Source organism: Cupriavidus sp. D39 (assembly GCF_026627925.1).
Classification (GTDB): domain Bacteria; phylum Pseudomonadota; class Gammaproteobacteria; order Burkholderiales; family Burkholderiaceae; genus Cupriavidus; species Cupriavidus ulmosensis.
The window spans coordinates 1,217,569-1,233,965 of record NZ_JAPNLE010000009.1; the positions used below are offsets into that span (position 1 = coordinate 1,217,569).

Sequence of the window (16,397 nt, forward strand, 5' to 3'; positions counted from 1 at the left end):
GGCCCGCAGGCATGCAGGCATGCAGCTTGGTTATGGCTTTGCCCAGAATCGGCAATTCTCAAGTAAGCGCTTAGCCGGGATACTTGTGCATCGACGCACCCTGTTTGCGACGAACCCCGCGGCAAACCACACAAAATCTGGCCCGTCCACGCGGCGAGGCCGAACCTGGCTTAACAGGAGACCACCATGTTCCGAGCGACCCGCCCCGCCCTGCGGCGTCATCCAGCTTACTGGCGTGCCGCCCGCGCCATCGGCCTGATGCTAGCGTTGCCTGTCTTCTCGCAGCCCAGCGCAGCGCAGGCCTGGCCGGACAAACCGATCCGGCTGGTGGTCAACTTCCCGGCCGGCGGCGCCGCCGACACATTGGCGCGCGGCCTCACCCCCGGGCTGACGGCAGCGCTCAAGCGGCCCGTGGTGGTGGATAACCGCCCCGGCGCCAACGGCATCATGGGCGCCGACGTGGTCGCCAAATCGCCCGCCGATGGCTACACCTTCCTGCTGACCTCGGGCGGCGCCATTGCCATCGACCCCTTCCTGTACAGCAAGATGCCTTACGACCCGCAGAAGGATCTGACGCCGGTGGCCTCGGTGGCCTTGGTGCGGGTGTTCCTGCTGGTCCACCCGTCGGTGCCGGCCAGGACGCTCGCCGAGTTCGTCAGCTATCTGCGCGCAAATCCCGGCAAGCTCAGCTTTGGCTCGGCCGGAAACGGCAGCACCCCGCATATCGCCGCCGAGATGTTCAAGCGGGCCGGCAAGCTCGCCCGCGCTGAGCGACCTGCTCTCCGGCCAGGTTCAGTTCATGTTTGATCCCGGTCCCGGCCTGCAGCACGTGGCCGCCGGCAAATTGCGGCTGCTGGCCGTGGCCAGCGGCAAGCGCGCTGCCCAGTATCCCGACGTGCCCACGCTGGCCGAAGCCGGGCTGCCGGGCGTGAATGGCGATTCCACGTTCGGCGTCTATGCGCCGGCCGGGACGCCACGCGCCGTTGTCGAGAGAATGAACAAGGAGATCAACCAGGCAGTGGCCGCGAACGTGCTGCAGGACAGCGTCAATCGCATGGGCGGTGCCGTGGCGCCGCTTTCGATCCAGGCGTTTGCCGAGCGGCAGGATGCGGATCGGGCGCGCTATGGGAACTTTATCAAGGCGGCCGGGATGACATTGGACTGACGTTGGCGCGAGTCGCCCTTCAACCCTTACGCTGGCCCTTGCCGGCAGCGGCTTTCCCATGTGCCCGACTGGCGGCAGGTTGCGGCGCGGCCTGCGTCTCCCCGGCCTGGGCGGACTTCATGAAGCGGCTTTCGCTGGTCATCACGCCGACGATCCGGGCGAGTTGGCGGCTCAGGCTGATGTAGGCGTGGCCCATGCGGGCATCGAAGTACAGCGAATCGCCGCGCGCCAGCTGCACCCGCTCGCCGCCGTCGAAATGCACCTCGATCTCGCCGGAGAGTACGTACACGAACTCCTCGCCGGGATGGCGCGCGAAATCCTCGGGCCCCGAGATGCGGCGCGCGTGCACGGTGCTGACCACCGGAATCATCTGCTTTCCCACCGCCTCGGTGCCGAGGAATTCATAGGAAAACGCCACGCCCCGGTAGGTCACGCCCTCGCCGGCCCGCGTCACGACGGGCCCCTGGAACGGCGCCGTCTTCGCGCCGGCGCCCGCGAACATCGAGCCCATGTCCATCTGCAGCGCCTTGCCCAGCGCGGCAAAATTCTCGTAGCCCAATGCCAGCTGCCCGCGCTCCGCGCGCGAGATGGTGGTGATCGAGACGCCTGACAGTTCGGCGAGATGCGCCAGCGTCCAGCCAAAGGCTTTGCGCGCACTGCGCAGACGCTTGCCAAAGGTCTCGCGGTCGAGCGTGCGCGACTCGTCGCTGCCGTCGCTGCCGCGCTCCTGGGCGATGTGTGTTTTCAAGCCTGCGTCCTTTTTTCCGTTGGAGCGGATGCTATCAGACGGCGCAGCCGGGTACATCCCATGCTGCTCACTTTAGTGCAAAATTTGCGTATCCGCAATTTGCATATTCGCAAATTCTTGAATACACTCACTCGCATTCCAAAGCACGAGCACCCGGTCAGGGCGCTCAGCCTCCCCGACATCCATGCGCACAAATCACGCCACTCCGCCGATTTCAGCTGACTTCCTCATCATCGGGGGCGGCATTGCCGGTGCGTCCGTCGCGCACTGGCTGGCACCGCATGGCCGCGTCATCGTGCTCGAGCGCGAAGCGCAGCCCGGCTACCACTCGACCGGCCGCTCGGCGGCGCTGTTCATGGAAAGCTACGGCACCACGCAGGTACGCGCGCTGACGATGGCAAGCCGCGCCTTCCTGCAAGATCCGCCGCCGGGCTTTGCCACGCATCCGCTGCTGACGCCGCGCGGCGCGCTCATGATCGCCGGCCCTGGGCAGTTGCCCCTGCTCGAAGCGCACTGGGAGGTACTGCGCGCCATCGCGCCCGATGCGCGCCTGCTGAGCACCGAGGAAGCCTGCGAGCGCGTGCCCGTGCTGCGGGCGGAACAGGTGCTGGGCGCCGTGTACGAGCCCGACGCCGCCGACATGGACGTGCACGCCATCCACCAGGGCTACCTGCGCGGCATGCGCCAGGCCGGCGGCAAGCTGGTGTGCGATGCCGAAGTCGCAGCCATTGCACGAGTGCAAGACCACTGGCGCGTTGAGGCCGGCGGAGCGGCGTACGAAGCCCCGGTGCTGCTCAATGCCGCCGGCGCCTGGGTCGACGTGATTGCCCGGCTGGCCGGCGTGCAGCCGCTGGGGATCGAGCCCCGCCGCCGCTCGGCCTTTATCTTCGCGCCGCCCGCGGACGTCGACACGAGCGGCTGGCCAATGGTCTTCGGCGCCGGCGAGGACTGGTACTTCAAGCCCGACGCCGGCATGTTGCTGGGTTCGCCGGCCAACGCCGATCCGGTCGAGCCGCAGGACATCCAGCCCGAAGAGATGGATATCGCGCTGGCGATCCATCGCATCGAGGAAGCCACCGCGCTCTCGATCCGCCGCCCCATCCGCACCTGGGCCGGGCTGCGCTCCTTCGTCGCCGACGGCGACCTCGTGGGCGGCTTCGACGACGCGGCGCCCGGCTTTTTCTGGGTCGCTGCCCAGGGCGGCTACGGCATCCAGACCTCGGCCGCCATGGGCGAGACCTGCGCCGCGCTGGCGCGCGGCCTGCCGGTGCCCGCGCATCCCGCGTCGTTCGGCCTGACCGCTGAAATGCTGGGGCCCGCGCGGCTGCGCCGCCTGGCTGCATCGACCTGAATCGCGTCTGCCCCCCAACCGCCAATCGGCTAACAGACCAGGAGCTCATCACCGTGCGTGTCTTCAGTGCCTCCCTCGCCACCGAAACCAATACCTTCGGGCCGATGCCCACCGGCCTCTCGTCCTTCAAGGACCGCGGCTACTTCCCGGCCGGCCAGCATCCCGACCAGATGACGTTCTTCTCGGGCCCATTGTGGGCCGCCCGGCTGCGCGGCAAGGAACGCGGCTGGCAGTTGTGCGAAGGCGTGGTGGCCGGCGCGCAGCCCAGCGGCACGACCACGCGCCATGCCTACGAAACCCTGCGCGAGGAACTGCTGGCCGACCTGCGCGCGGCGCTGCCCGTGGACATGGTGCTGCTCGGCCTGCACGGCGCGATGGTGGCCGATGGCTACGATGACTGCGAAGGCGACCTGCTGCAGCGCGTGCGCGCCATCGTCGGGCCCGAGGTGGTGATCGGCGCGGAACTTGATCCGCACAGCCACCTGACGCCGGAGATGGTCGAGCACGCCGACGTGCTGATCGCCTTCAAGGAATACCCGCACACCGACGTGCTGGAGCGCGCCCTGGAACTGGTCGACCTGTGCGCGGCCAAGGTGCAAGGCAAGGTCCGCCCCGTGGCTGCCGTGGTCGACTGCGAGATGATCGTCACCGTTCATACCTCGCGCGAGCCAGCACGCGGCTTCGTGGACCGCATCCAGTCGCTGGAAGGCCGGGACGGCGTGCTGTCAGTCTCCATCGCGCATGGCTTCTCGTGGGGAGACGTGCCCGGGATGGGCACCAAGGTACTGGTCTACACCGATGGCAACCAGGCCCAGGCCGATGCGCTGGCCCGCCAGCTGGCCGACGAACTGATCGGCATGCGCGAGGCGCTCACGGTGCGCTATCCGGACATCGACACTTCGCTCGACGAGGCCCTGGACTTCAACGGCGGCCCGGTGGTACTGGCAGACGGCGCCGACAATCCCGGGGGCGGCGCGGCGAGCGACTCCACCTTTATCCTGCGCCGCATGATCGAGCGCGGCATCGACAACGCCGCCGTTGGTCCACTGTGGGACCCGATCGCGGTGCGCATCGCCTTCGACGCGGGCGTGGGCGAGCGCCTGGCAATGCGCATCGGCGGCAAGATCAGCCCCTCTCCGGCGATCCGCTGGACCTGGACTGCACCGTCAAGGCGCTGCTGCCCGACATGGTGATGACCGGCCTGTCGAACACGCCGGTGCAGATGGGCGATTGCGCGCTGGTGCAAGCCAATGGCATCGACATCGTGCTGATCACGCTGCGCAACCAGGCGATGGGCACGGACCTCTTCACGCAACTGGGCTGCGACCTTGCGCGCAAGAAGATCATCGTGCTCAAGTCGTCGCAGCATTTCTACGCCTCCTTCTCGAAGGTGGCGAAGCACGTGATCTACGCTGGCGCCCCCGGCGCCGTGACGCTCGACCTCACGACCCTGCCCTACCGCAAGGTGCGCCGGCCCAAGTGGCCGCTCGACGGCGCCGCGGCCTGAGCGCCCCCTGCCTGTTGGCAACGACAACAACGACAACGGAGACCCGCAGATGACACTGAATCGTCCCCTGTTCGCCGCCCTCGCGGCGAGCGTCCTCGCCCTGGCGGGCGCCAGCCTTCCCGCGCTGGCGCAGACCAAGACCCTCAAGGTCGTGGCCCATGCCGACCTGAAGATCCTCGACCCGACCTTCACCACCGCCTACATCACGCGCAACTTCGGCTACATGGTGTACGACACGCCGTTCGCGCAGGACGCGAGCGGCAAGCCGCAACCGCAGATGGTGGAGAAGTACAGCAGTTCCAGGGACGGCAAGCAGTGGAGCTTCACCCTGCGTCCCGGCCTCAAATTCTCGGACGGCAGCCCGGTCACCTCGGCCGACGCCGTCGCCTCGTTGCAGCGCTGGGGGGCGCGCGACAGCCTGGGCCGCGCCATGGGCGACGCCGGTGCCGAGTGGAAGGCGGCCGACGCGCGCAATTTCACGCTCACGCTCAAGGAGCCCTTCGGCATGGTGCTCGATGCGCTGGCCAAGCCATCGGGCTTTCCGCCGGTGATCCTGCCGGAGCGGCTGGCCAAGATGCCGGCCACCTCGCCTCTGCCCGAGGTAATGGGTTCCGGCCCCTTCGTCTTCAAGCGCGACGAATGGGTGCCGGGCAACAAGGCGGTCTTCGTGCGCAACCCGAACTACGTGGCGCGCAGCGAACCGGCGAGCGGTCTTGCCGGCAGCAAGAAGAGCCAGTTCGACCGCGTCGAATGGCTCTACCTGCCGGACGCCAACAGCGCCATCGCGGCGCTCAAGCGCGGCGAGGTCGACCTGGTCGAACAGGTGCCTCCGGACTACATCGCCCCGTTGCGAGCCGACACCAGCATCAAGATCGGCTCGGGCGGCGCCTACCAGGGCGTGCTGGTGATGAACCAGTTGCATCCGCCCTTCAATAATCCGAAGGTGCGCCAGGCCTTCCTGCAAGCGGTGAGCCAGGAACGCTTCACCGCGGCCATGGGGTATCCGCTCGACATGCGCATGAACTACTGCGCCACCTATTTCATCTGCGGCGGCCCCAACGATACGACGGCCGGCGCCGAGCCGTACCGCAAGGCCGACCTGGCGCGCGCCAAGCAGTTGCTGGGCGCGGCCGGCTACAAGGGCGAGAAGGTGGTGGTGCTGGTGCCGACCGACGTGCCTCAGCTCAACGCCGAGGCCCTGATGGCGGCGCAGACCATGCGCAGCATGGGCATGAACGTGGACATGCAGAACATGGACTGGGCCTCCATCGGCGCGCGCCGTGCCAAGCGCGATGCGCCCGAGGCCGGCGGCTGGAACATGTACGTGACGGTGGCGGGCGAGTTCGATTCGAATTCGCCGATCACCAACGCCTACCTCAGCGCCGCCTGCGGCAACAGCCTGCCCGGCTGGCCCTGCGACAAGCCGCTCGACGAACTGCGCACCGCCTGGATCCGCGAGACCGTGCCGGCCAGGCGCAAGGAATTGCTCGATGCCTTCCAGAAACGCGCCTATGAGGCCGTGCCCTATGTGAATGCCGGCCAGTACTCGGCGGCCTTCGCGGCGCGCGCCGGCCTCAAGGGCGTCGACAAGCTGTGGGCCGGCATGCCCACGGTGTGGATGCTCGACAAATAAGGGGCATCGGACTTTCGTGTGGGTCGCCGGGCGAAGCCGGCGCAGGCGTAGCAAGAGCTCGCATGCAATCTCGCGCAGGTGTGGCTCCTCTCCCGCGCAGCGGGAGAGGGAGCAAACCAGCGCATTGCATCATGTCGCTCTCGCTCGGATGGAGGACGCACACGAAAGTCCGAATGGCCACAAATATGGACGAGCACGATCAACCGAGGAGACACGAACGACCATGAGCTACCTGCTCCGACGCCTGGCCGCGACGCTACCCGTGATGGCGGTGGTAGCCATCGTGGTGTTCCTGCTGATCCACTTGTCGCCGGGCGACCCGGCCGCGCTGATCGCGGGCGACCTTGCCACAGTCGATGACATCGCCAAACTGCGCGGCGCGCTGGGCCTGGACCTGCCGCTGTGGCGGCAGTTCGTGTTGTGGCTCGGCCGGCTCGCGACCGGCGATCTCGGCACCTCTATCTTCACCCAGGTGCCGGTGGCCCGGTTGCTGGCGCAGCGGCTGGAGCCCACGGCCTCCATCGCCGCACTGACCATGCTGCTCACCTTGCTGGTGGCGGTGCCGCTGGGCACGCTCGCGGCCTACCGCGCCGGCAGCTGGATCGACCGGCTGGTGATGCTGTTCGCGGTACTGGCGTTTTCGCTGCCGGTGTTCCTGGTGGGCTACCTGCTGGTCTATGCCTTCGCCATCCAGCTGCCGTGGTTCCCGGTGCAGGGCTATGCGCGCTTTGCCGATGGCCCCGGCGAGTGGCTGCGCAGCCTGGTCCTGCCCTGCGTCAACCTGGCCCTGGTCTATATCGCGCTGGTGACCCGCATGACACGCGCCACCGTGCTTGAGGTGCTGCACGAGGACTACATCCGCACTGCGCGCGCCAAGGGCCTGGGCGTGCTGCCGGTGCTGGGCCATGCGCTGCGCAACGCCGCGATCCCGATCGCCACCACGATCGGCATGGGCATCGCGCTGCTGATCGGCGGCGTGGTCGTCACCGAGACCGTGTTCGCCATCCCGGGCATTGGCCGCCTGGTGGTCGACTCGGTGCAGCGCCACGACTATCCGGTGATCCAGAGCGTGCTGTTGATCTCGGCCGGTGTCTACGTGCTGATCAACCTGATGATCGACCTGAGCTACCGCCTGTTCGATCCGCGCATCAAGTACTGACATCCTGTGCCAACCCCATCCTTGCCGCGAGACCTGCCGCCATGTCCACCTCCCTGCCCGTGACCGATGGCGCCGCCCCTAGCGCGGCGGTGCCGGAGGACGCCCCCTTCGTGCTGCCGCGCTGGCACTGGGCGCGCAAGCACCCCACGCTGATCGTCGGCGCGCTGTTGCTGGCCGCGATTGCCGTGCTCTCCATCGGCGCACCCTGGATCGCCACCTTCGACCCCCAGGGTATTGATCCGCTGGCACGCATGCAGCCGCCTTCGGCCGAGCACTGGTTCGGCACCGATGCGCTCGGCCGCGATGTGTTCAGCCGCGCGGTCTGGGGCGGGCGCGTCTCGATGGTCGTCGGCCTGTCGGTCGGCCTGCTCGCGACCGTGTTCGGCGTGCTGCTCGGCCTCGCCGCGGGCTTCGTGCGCTGGGCCGATTCCTTCGTGATGCGCGTGATGGACGGCTTGATGGCCATCCCCGGCATCCTGCTGGCGATCGCGCTGATGGCCGTCACGCAGGCCAGCCTGACCGCGGTGATCGTCGCCATCACCATCCCCGAAGTCCCGCGCGTGGTGCGGCTGGTGCGCTCGCTGGCGCTCGCGCTGCGCGAGCAGCTCTACGTCGAGGCGGCACATGCGGTGGGCACCCGCCTGCCGGTGATCCTGGCGCGCCATGTGGTACCCAATATGGTGGCGCCGCTAATCGTGCAAGCCACCTTCGTGGCCGCCGCCGCCGTGCTGACGGAAGCGGCGCTGTCCTTCCTCGGGGTAGGCGTCCCGGGGCAAACACCAAGCTGGGGCAACATGATGGCCGAGGGCCGCAACTTCGTGGCCGTGGCGTTCCACATCATCCTTTACCCCGGCATCCTGCTGGCCGCGACGGTGCTGGCGATCAACCTGCTCGGCGACGGCTTGCGCGATGCGCTTGATCCGCGCCTGGCGCGGCAACTCTGAACCCGGGAGCCCATCAATGACGACGACGATGACGATGTCCCGCGTTGCCCTGGCCACCGGCGAGCCGCTGCTTGAAGTAGACGACCTCCACACCCATTTCGACACGCTCACCGGCCCGGCCCGCTCGGTCAACGGTGTCTCGTACACCGTGCGCGCCGGCCAGACGCTTGGCGTGGTCGGCGAGTCCGGCTGCGGCAAGAGCGTGACGGCGCTGTCGATCATGCGGCTGCTGCCCACGCCGCCGGCGCGTATCCGCGGCGCCGTGCGGCTGCGCGGCACCGACCTGCTGCAGCTCAGCGAGCGCGAGATGCGCCGCATCCGCGGCAACCGCGTGTCCATGATCTTCCAGGAGCCGATGACCTCGCTGAACCCGGTGCTCACGATCGGCCGGCAGATTGCCGAGACTGTGCAGCTGCACCAGGGTGCAAGCCGTGCCGATGCGCTCAAGCGCGCGGTGGAAATGCTCAGGCTGGTGCAGATCCCCGAGCCCGAGCGCCGCATCAACGAATACCCGCACCAGCTCTCCGGCGGCATGCGCCAGCGCGTGATGATCGCGCTGGCGCTGGCCTGCAACCCCGAGGTGCTGATCGCCGACGAGCCCACCACCGCGCTCGACGTGACCATCCAGGCCCAGATCCTGGACCTGATCCGCCGCCTGCAGAAAGAGCTAGGTATGGGCGTGGTGATGATCACGCACGACCTCGGCGTGGTGGCGGAATGCTGCGACCGCGTGATCGTGATGTACGCCGGGCGCAAGGTCGAGGAAGCCGGCGTCATCGACCTGTTCGACCGCCCGCTGCACCCCTACACCCGCGCGCTGATGGCCTCGATGCCCTCGATGAACACCAGCAGCCAGCGCCTCGCGGAAATCCCCGGCCTGGTGCCATCGCCGCAGGAGGCGCGCCGCGGCTGCGCGTTCGCGGCGCGCTGCCCGCATGCCGACACGCGCTGCGCGCGCGAGACTCCGCAACTCACGCGCCACGGCGGCGACCATGCGGTAGCCTGCTTCGCGATCGAGGAAGGCCGCATCGAGCGCAACCCGCAAGCCCAGGAAGCCATCGCATGAGCACCACCACCGCAACGCCATCGCCTCTCCTCAAGGTCGACCGGCTCAAGAAGCACTACATCGCGCCGCAGCGCTGGCTGGCGCCGCGCAAGCCGCCTATCCAGGCGGTGGACGGCGTCTCCTTCACCGTCGAGCGCGGCGAGACGCTCTCGCTGGTCGGCGAATCCGGCTGCGGCAAGACCACCACCGCCAAGTCGGTGCTGCGCCTGGTCGAGCCCACCTCCGGCTCGGTGCAGCTCGACGGCGAGGAACTGCTGGGCCTGCCCGCGAGCGCCATGCGGCTGCGCCGGCGCGATCTGCAGATCATCTTCCAGGACCCCTACGCTTCGCTAAGCCCGCGCGTGACGGCCGGCGAGATCGTCAGCGAGCCGCTGCGCAATTTCGGCATGCATTCGCGTGCCGAGCGCGCTGAACGCGTGCAGTGGCTGTTCAGCAAGGTCGGCTTGCGGCCCGAGGCGGTCAGGAAATTCCCGCACGAATTCTCGGGCGGCCAGCGGCAGCGGCTGGGCATCGCGCGCGCGCTCGCGCTCAACCCCAAGCTGATCGTCTGCGACGAACCGGTGTCGGCGCTCGACGTCTCGGTACAGGCGCAGGTGGTCAACCTGCTGATGGACCTGCAGGCCGAGTTCGGCATCGCCTACCTGTTCGTCGCGCACGACCTGGCGGTGGTGCGCCACATCAGCCACCGGGTCGCCGTGATGTACCTGGGCCAGATCGTCGAGCTGGCCGAGCGCGACACCTTGTTCAGCGCGCCGCGCCACCCGTACACGGAGATCCTGCTGTCCGCCGTGCCCGTGCCCAACCCGCGCACGCCGGCCCGGCGCCTGTTGTTGCAAGGCGATCCGCCCAGTCCGGCCAACCCGCCGCCTGGCTGCCGCTTTCACACGCGCTGCCCGCTGGCGCAGGCCGTGTGCAAGGAACAGGCGCCCGCGCTCACCGAACGGCCTTCCACCACCGGCAGCCATCAGGTGGCCTGCCATTTCCGCTAACCGACTCGTTCCATCCCAAGAAAGGAATCCGATGTCCGACCCTACTTCCACGCACTACGACCTGCTCATCGTTGGCGGTACCGTGATCGACGGCAGCAAGGCACCCCGCTTTGGCGCCGATATCGGCGTGCGCGGCGGCCGCATCGCGGCGATCGGCAACCTGGCAGGCCACACGGCCGACCGCACGCTCGACGCCGGGGACCGCATCGTCGCCCCGGGTTTCATCGATGCGCACACGCATGACGACCAAGCCGTGTTGTCGCAAGCCGCCATGCCCTTCAAGATCTCCCAGGGCGTGACCACCGTGATCGCCGGCAACTGCGGCGTCAGCGCCGCGCCCCTGCGCGCCGACATGGACCTGCCCATGCCGCTGAGCCTGATCGATTCGCCGGCCGAGGGCCGCTTCACCACCTTCGCGGCCTACCTGGATGCGCTGCGCGCCACGCCAAGCTCGGTCAACGTGGCAGCGATGGTCGGCCATTCGACGCTGCGCGCGGTCACCATGGCGGCGCTCGACCGGCCAGCGAACGCCGACGAGATCGCTGCCATGCAGGCGCTGGTCGAAGAAGCCATGCAGGCCGGCGCCATCGGCCTGTCGACGGGCACCTTCTACCCGCCCGCCGCCAAGGCTACGACCGAGGAAATCATCGAGGTCTGCCGGCCGCTCAGCGCGCGCAAGGCGCTCTACGTCACGCATATGCGCGACGAGTCCGACCAAGTCATGCAATCGCTCGAAGAGACCTTCCGCATCGGCCGCGAGCTCGACGTGCCGGTGGTGGTGTCGCACCACAAGCTGCAGAACACGGCGAACTTCGGCAGGAGCCAGGTCACGCTGCCCTTCATCCGCGAGACCATGAAGCACCAGTGCGTCTCGCTCGACTGCTACCCGTACACGGCGGGTTCCACCATGATCCGCACGGACCGCGGCATGCTCGAAGGCCGGGTGCTGATCGCCACCAGCCAGCCGCACCCCGAATGCGCGGGCCGCGATCTGGACGACATCGCCAGGGAATGGGGCGTGGCCAAGGACGAAGCCGCGCGCCGCCTGCAGCCGGGCAGCGCGGTCTACTTCCTGATGGACGAGAACGACGTGCAGCGCATCCTCGCCTTCGACGAAACCATGATCGGCTCCGATGGCATTCCCGTCGGCGAAAGCCCGCATCCGCGCCTGTGGGGCACCTTCCCCCGCGTACTGGGCCACTACTGTCGCGAGATCGGCCTGTTCCCGCTCGAGACGGCGGTCTGGAAGATGACCGGCCTGACGGCGCGCAACTTCAGCCTGCATCAACGCGGTACGCTCGAAGTGGGCCACCATGCCGACATCGTCATCTTCGATGCCGCAAACGTGCGCGATGCCGCCAGCTACGAAACCCCCACCCGCCCGGCCGAAGGCATCGACACCGTGATCGTCAACGGTGCAGTGACGTGGCAGCACGGCGCGCACAGCGGGGCGCGCAACGGGCAGGTCATCACCCGGCAAGCCACGCCATAAGGCGCAAAGCGCGATACTTACGCTTGCTTGCGGACCGCCGCCACCGCCTTGATCTCGATCACGAGCTCCGGGCGGGCAAGCGCGGCCACGCCCAGGATCGTCCACGCGGGAAAGTCCGATTTGATGAACCGTTCCTTCACGGCGCGGAAATCGGCAAGCTGTTCGCCCAGATTCACGTGGTACGACACCAGTTCCACCAGGTCGGTAAAGTCGAGCCCGAGATGCCCGAGAATGGCTTCCAGGCGCCCGAATGCCAGTTCGATCTGCTCCTTGGGCGTTTCCGCAATGGAGCCATCGGCGCGCATGCCGACCTGACCGGCGATGAACGCCAGCCCGTTCGCGGTGACCGCCGGGGCGTACTGGAAGAGGTCGAATACCCGGTTGCTGCCGAAAGCAGGCTCATTCCCGGGAAGACGAAGACGCTCAATATGACTCATTGCCCATCCTTGACAACAGTTGTTGTAGTTTAGCTACGCACATGCCGATTGGCGCGCCTGGCTGCTGCGGACCCATTATGCCCACGGCACGCAGCAGCGTTGATGCGTTGGCGCTGCCACGTAGCCGACACCACTTGTTGCCCTGCCATCACCCACAGGCCGACTTGTCAACCCGCCCGAATATCCAGCCAACGCCCTCGGGCATTCGTCCCAAGGCGCGGCTGCACGGCTACAATGGCCCGCCACTCGCTTGCCGTTCACACCATGTCCACAACGTACACGCTTGTCGGAATCGCGCGCGCCAAGGCTCACCGCCGTGAGGTCCTGGTCGCCAAGCTGGCCGCGCTGCGCCTGCGCGGCGCCATGGAACCCGGCTGCCTGCGCTACCACGTGGGGGAAGACGCCGAGGATGCCGAGGTGTTCGTGCTCTACATGGAATGGAATTCCAGGCACGCGCTTGAATCGCACCTCAACAGCGAGTATGTGCGTGACTTTCACGCCACCCGGCAGGAGTTCCTGGAGGGGGATATCAATTTCCGGTGGTTGAACGCTGCCTGACGGCCGCCCCGGCCGTGGTCAAGAAGTACGTCAAAATACGCTTTTACAGCGAAAGCCGAGCCTTTCCCGACTCAGGGCTCCCACCCGCTTGTCATTCCCCCAACACCGATCTATCACTTTGAGTGACGCTCCAGCGGATACGGGGCGCAACACCCGGAGTGCATCATGGACGTCAAGGATGGTTTCGTCGGCACCATCGGCCATACGCCGCTGGTCCGGCTGGCAGGCCTGAGTGAGGAGACCGGTTGCGAAATCCTCGGTAAGGCCGAGTTCCTGAATCCGGGCGGCTCGGTCAAGGACCGGGCGGCGCTCTACATCATCCGCGACGCCGAGCGGCGCGGCGTGCTCAAGCCTGGCGGGACCGTAGTGGAAGGCACCGCCGGCAATACCGGCATCGGCCTGGCGCATATCTGCGCCGCGCGCGGCTACCGCTGCATCGTGGTCATCCCCGACACCCAGTCACCGGAGAAAATGGAACGCCTGCGCCTGCTCGGCGCCGAGGTGCGCCCGGTACCGGCCGCACCCTACGCCGACCCCAACAACTACCAGAAAGTGGCCGGGCGCCTGGCCGAGGAGACGGAAAACGCCATCTGGGCCAACCAGTTCGATAATCTCGCCAACCGCCAGGCCCATTACGAAACCACCGGCCCGGAGATCTGGCATGACACCGCCGGCAAGGTCGACGCCTTCGTCTGCGCCACCGGCACGGGCGGCACGCTGGCGGGCGTCGCGCGCTTCCTGAAAGAGAAAGAGCGCAACCCGCCTGTGCGCATCGTGCTGGCTGACCCGCATGGCAGCGGGCTGTATCACTTCGTCAAGCACCGCGCGATCAAGGTAGAGGGCAACTCCATCACCGAGGGCATCGGCTCGAGCCGCGTCACGGCCAACCTGGCGGACACGCCGATCGACGATGCGGTGCAGATCGACGACCAGGCCTGCGTCGACATGGTTTACCGGCTGCTGCGCGAGGAAGGCTTATGGGTGGGCGGCTCGTCCGGCATCAACGTGGCGGCGGCGGCATGGCTCGCACGCGAGATGGGGCCGGGCCACACGATCGTCACCCTGCTGAGCGACCGCGGCGACCTGTATGCCGGGCGCCTGTTCAATTCGGCCTGGCTGGCGGCCAAGGGCCTGACGCCGCATGTGCCGGTACCTGGTGGGGTGGCACGGCAATGAGACTGGCTACGTAGCCTCTTTCAAGCGCCGCCACAAGGTGGTGGCGCTGATGCCCAACTGGTGACAGGCGGCGGCGCGGTTGCCGCCGCATTCCGCCAGCACGCGGCGGATATGCTCAGCCTGGCTGGCGCGTGCCACGCCCGCGAGCGAGCCGGCGTCTGTCGCGTCGCCGTCGCCACTCCCCGCCGCTTTGCGCACGCCGCCAGCCGATGGCGCAGGATCGCCCTGCGCCTGCGTGCCAAACAACTCTGGCGCTGCCGCATGCAATTCCTCGAGCAGGTCCGCCGGCGCCAGCTTGCGCCCTGCCACCAGCACCGCGATGCGCTCCGTCACATTTTCCAGTTCGCGGATATTGCCCGGCCACGCATAGCCCGACAGCCTTGCCCGCACCGCCTGCGGCAGCGGCTGCGGCACCGGCGTGCCCAGACGCTCCTGGGCACGCCGGTACAGCAGTTCGGCCAGTTCCGGCAGGTCGCCGGCGCGCTCCCGCAGCGGCGGCATCTCGATGCGCAGGATATTGAGGCGGTAATAGAGATCCTGGCGGAAGCTGCCCTGCCGCACGAGTTCACCGAGGTTGCGGTGCGTTGCGGCAATGACGCGGACGTTGACGGGGACGGCGTCCAGCCCACCAATCGGCAACACCTGCTTTTCCTGCAGCACGCGCAGCAAGCGCGTCTGCAACGCGGGCGGCATGTCGCCCACCTCATCAAGGAACAGCGTGCCGTTGTGGGCGGACTCGAACAGGCCGGCCTTGCCGCCGCGGCGCGCACCGGTAAAGGCGCCCTCTTCGTAGCCGAACAGCTCGCTTTCCAGCAGGGTCTCCGGGAACGCCGCGCAATTGACCGCCACGAACGGGAATACGCGGCGCGGGCTGGCGTCGTGCATGCCCTGGGCCAGCACCTCCTTGCCGGTGCCGCTTTCGCCGCCCACCAGCACGGTGGAATCCACCGCCGCGTAGCGCCGCGCCAGTTCGCGCAGGTGATGCATCGCAGGTGAGGCGCCGGCGAGGTCGTCCAGGCTGTAGCGCACGCCGGCCGGCCGCGCGCGGCTGCGCGAGCGCAGGTTGCGGTCGACCCGATGGATGGCATTGGCATCCTGCAGCGTCAGCACGGCGCCGGTGGCGCCGCTCTCGGTGACGATGGGGATGCGGTTGACCACCACCATCTTGTCGCCAAGCTTGTGAATGGCTTCGAGTTCCTTGCTGCCGCTCTGCATCACGCCATCGAGCGACAGCGCGGGGGCCAGCGCTTGCAGCTTGCGGCCCAGCGCGGCGGCCGGCGCCGTGCCAAGAAAACGCTCCATGGCGGGGTTGTAGGTCTGGATGCGCCCTTCCGCGTCGACCGCGGCCACGCCTTCGTTCAGGTGCGCCAGGATGGTGTTGACGTAGTCGCGCCGGCCGGACTCGATGCGACGCAGCCGCGCGGCTTCAATCACGTCCTCCAGCGCGCCGCGCACGGAATTGCCGGAATACAGGAACACGCCGATCAAGCCGATCTTGTCGGCCAGGTCGGTCACCAGGCCGGGCCCGACCACCACCTGCACGCCCTCCTGCTTGAGCGCCTTGACGCGGGCCGCGGCGTCATCCTCGGTCAGGTAGGTGTAGGCCGGGATGGACAGCGAAAACGTCCGGACGAATTCGTCCACCTCGGGATAGGTGGCAGCATGGGTCACCAGCGCCACCCGGGGCGAGATGCGCCGCGCCGTTGCCAGCGCGCTCATCACATCGAACCCCGTCACCTTGACCAGCACCACGGGCACGTCCACGTGCTGGCGCAGGTAGGCGCCGTTTGAGCCACCCGCCACCACGGCATCGAGCCTGCCCTCGCGCGCTTCGCGGGCGACGGCGCTCGCAGCGGCCGCGTAGCCTTTGCCCACGATGCGGAACTCGGCCTGCGCGGCGTAGGCCGGGATCAGGTCGGCAAAGGCGCGAGACAGGCGGCTGATGCCAATGGCCCAGATCCGCGGGCGGGCCGGCGTGGCGGTGGCGGAAGGGGTGATGGGCGGGAGGATGCCGGATTGCATGGAGACGGAAAACGCTGCAGATACGCCGGAAGGCGCTAACCTGGAGATTGTGCGCCAATGCGGATTGCATTTCAATATTGAAATACAATGCTTTCACATTTGAAATTCATCACATACCCGGGATGCAACGCAGCGCCAGGCACGAAGCCG

The 16,397-nt window shown here is 67.8% G+C and carries 12 protein-coding genes and 2 pseudogenes; 11 read left to right on the top strand and 3 right to left on the bottom strand.

The genetic code is table 11. The features are described 5' to 3' along the window. Positions 1-258 precede the first annotated feature (258 nt). Positions 259-1,165 (top strand): annotated as a pseudogene (locus OMK73_RS39285) (Bug family tripartite tricarboxylate transporter substrate binding protein). 19 nt (positions 1,166-1,184) lie between these two features. On the opposite strand, the gene OMK73_RS17535 reads toward OMK73_RS39285, so the two are convergent. Next, a complete protein-coding gene (locus OMK73_RS17535; RefSeq protein ID WP_267603156.1) occupies positions 1,185-1,913 on the bottom strand; it encodes a helix-turn-helix domain-containing protein in 729 nt (242 codons plus the stop codon). A 184-nt stretch (positions 1,914-2,097) separates the two neighbouring features. Between OMK73_RS17535 and OMK73_RS17540 the strand changes: the two genes are divergently transcribed. From OMK73_RS17540 to OMK73_RS17575, 8 genes and pseudogenes are all read left to right on the top strand, one after another. Continuing rightward, positions 2,098-3,264: an NAD(P)/FAD-dependent oxidoreductase gene (locus tag OMK73_RS17540; RefSeq protein WP_267603158.1), complete on the top strand. Its 1,167-nt coding sequence runs from the start codon at positions 2,098-2,100 to the stop codon at positions 3,262-3,264. A 53-nt stretch (positions 3,265-3,317) separates the two neighbouring features. Beyond that, positions 3,318-4,771 (top strand): annotated as a pseudogene (locus OMK73_RS17545) (M81 family metallopeptidase). 49 nt (positions 4,772-4,820) lie between these two features. Beyond that, positions 4,821-6,404, top strand: coding sequence for an ABC transporter substrate-binding protein (locus tag OMK73_RS17550; RefSeq protein ID WP_267603159.1), 1,584 nt, complete (start codon positions 4,821-4,823; stop codon positions 6,402-6,404). Positions 6,405-6,627: 223 nt separating this feature from the next. After that, the gene (locus tag OMK73_RS17555; protein ID WP_267603160.1) at positions 6,628-7,563 is read left to right on the top strand and encodes an ABC transporter permease; all 936 of its coding nucleotides are present in this window, start codon (positions 6,628-6,630) and stop codon (positions 7,561-7,563) included. 41 nt (positions 7,564-7,604) lie between these two features. After that, positions 7,605-8,507: an ABC transporter permease gene (locus OMK73_RS17560; protein ID WP_267603161.1), complete on the top strand. Its 903-nt coding sequence runs from the start codon at positions 7,605-7,607 to the stop codon at positions 8,505-8,507. A gap of 16 nt (positions 8,508-8,523) precedes the next feature. Continuing rightward, positions 8,524-9,573, top strand: coding sequence for an ABC transporter ATP-binding protein (locus OMK73_RS17565; RefSeq protein ID WP_267603163.1), 1,050 nt, complete (start codon positions 8,524-8,526; stop codon positions 9,571-9,573). Beyond that, entirely contained in the window at positions 9,570-10,562 is a 993-nt protein-coding gene (locus OMK73_RS17570; protein ID WP_267603165.1) for an ABC transporter ATP-binding protein, read from the top strand. The genes OMK73_RS17565 and OMK73_RS17570 overlap by 4 nt, the downstream gene beginning before the upstream one ends. 31 nt (positions 10,563-10,593) lie before the next feature. Then, positions 10,594-12,054: an N-acyl-D-amino-acid deacylase family protein gene (locus OMK73_RS17575; protein ID WP_267603166.1), complete on the top strand. Its 1,461-nt coding sequence runs from the start codon at positions 10,594-10,596 to the stop codon at positions 12,052-12,054. A gap of 17 nt (positions 12,055-12,071) precedes the next feature. On the opposite strand, the gene OMK73_RS17580 is transcribed toward OMK73_RS17575, so the two are convergent. Further along, on the bottom strand, positions 12,072-12,491 hold the full coding sequence (locus OMK73_RS17580; protein ID WP_267603167.1) for a RidA family protein: 420 nt from the start codon (positions 12,489-12,491) through the stop codon (positions 12,072-12,074). 264 nt (positions 12,492-12,755) lie between these two features. On the opposite strand from OMK73_RS17580, the gene OMK73_RS17585 reads away from it, so the two are divergent. Together OMK73_RS17585 and OMK73_RS17590 are read left to right on the top strand one after the other, a co-directional pair. After that, positions 12,756-13,049, top strand: a complete 294-nt coding sequence (locus OMK73_RS17585; protein ID WP_006160712.1) for a putative quinol monooxygenase — start codon at positions 12,756-12,758, stop codon at positions 13,047-13,049. A 165-nt stretch (positions 13,050-13,214) separates the two neighbouring features. Continuing rightward, complete coding sequence (locus tag OMK73_RS17590) at positions 13,215-14,225, top strand: cysteine synthase A (protein WP_267603170.1); 1,011 nt, start codon at positions 13,215-13,217, stop codon at positions 14,223-14,225. Between the two features lie 6 nt (positions 14,226-14,231). On the opposite strand, the gene prpR is transcribed toward OMK73_RS17590, so the two are convergent. Next, complete coding sequence (prpR, locus tag OMK73_RS17595) at positions 14,232-16,247, bottom strand: propionate catabolism operon regulatory protein PrpR (RefSeq protein WP_267603171.1); 2,016 nt, start codon at positions 16,245-16,247, stop codon at positions 14,232-14,234. Between the last annotated feature and the right edge of the window lie 150 nt (positions 16,248-16,397).

What these genes read in the sequence shown, in the direction of transcription:
- OMK73_RS17565 (WP_267603163.1), top strand. Translation starts at nt 8,524, where the DNA reads ATGACGACGACGATGACGATGTCCCGCGTTGCCCTGGCCACCGGCGAG.
- OMK73_RS17575 (WP_267603166.1), top strand. Translation starts at nt 10,594, where the DNA reads ATGTCCGACCCTACTTCCACGCACTACGACCTGCTCATCGTTGGCGGT.
- OMK73_RS17555 (WP_267603160.1), top strand. Translation starts at nt 6,628, where the DNA reads ATGAGCTACCTGCTCCGACGCCTGGCCGCGACGCTACCCGTGATGGCG.
- prpR (WP_267603171.1), bottom strand. Translation starts at nt 16,247, where the DNA reads ATGCAATCCGGCATCCTCCCGCCCATCACCCCTTCCGCCACCGCCACG.
- OMK73_RS17590 (WP_267603170.1), top strand. Translation starts at nt 13,215, where the DNA reads ATGGACGTCAAGGATGGTTTCGTCGGCACCATCGGCCATACGCCGCTG.
- OMK73_RS17570 (WP_267603165.1), top strand. Translation starts at nt 9,570, where the DNA reads ATGAGCACCACCACCGCAACGCCATCGCCTCTCCTCAAGGTCGACCGG.
- OMK73_RS17580 (WP_267603167.1), bottom strand. Translation starts at nt 12,491, where the DNA reads ATGAGTCATATTGAGCGTCTTCGTCTTCCCGGGAATGAGCCTGCTTTC.
- OMK73_RS17560 (WP_267603161.1), top strand. Translation starts at nt 7,605, where the DNA reads ATGTCCACCTCCCTGCCCGTGACCGATGGCGCCGCCCCTAGCGCGGCG.
- OMK73_RS17540 (WP_267603158.1), top strand. Translation starts at nt 2,098, where the DNA reads ATGCGCACAAATCACGCCACTCCGCCGATTTCAGCTGACTTCCTCATC.
- OMK73_RS17585 (WP_006160712.1), top strand. Translation starts at nt 12,756, where the DNA reads ATGTCCACAACGTACACGCTTGTCGGAATCGCGCGCGCCAAGGCTCAC.
- OMK73_RS17550 (WP_267603159.1), top strand. Translation starts at nt 4,821, where the DNA reads ATGACACTGAATCGTCCCCTGTTCGCCGCCCTCGCGGCGAGCGTCCTC.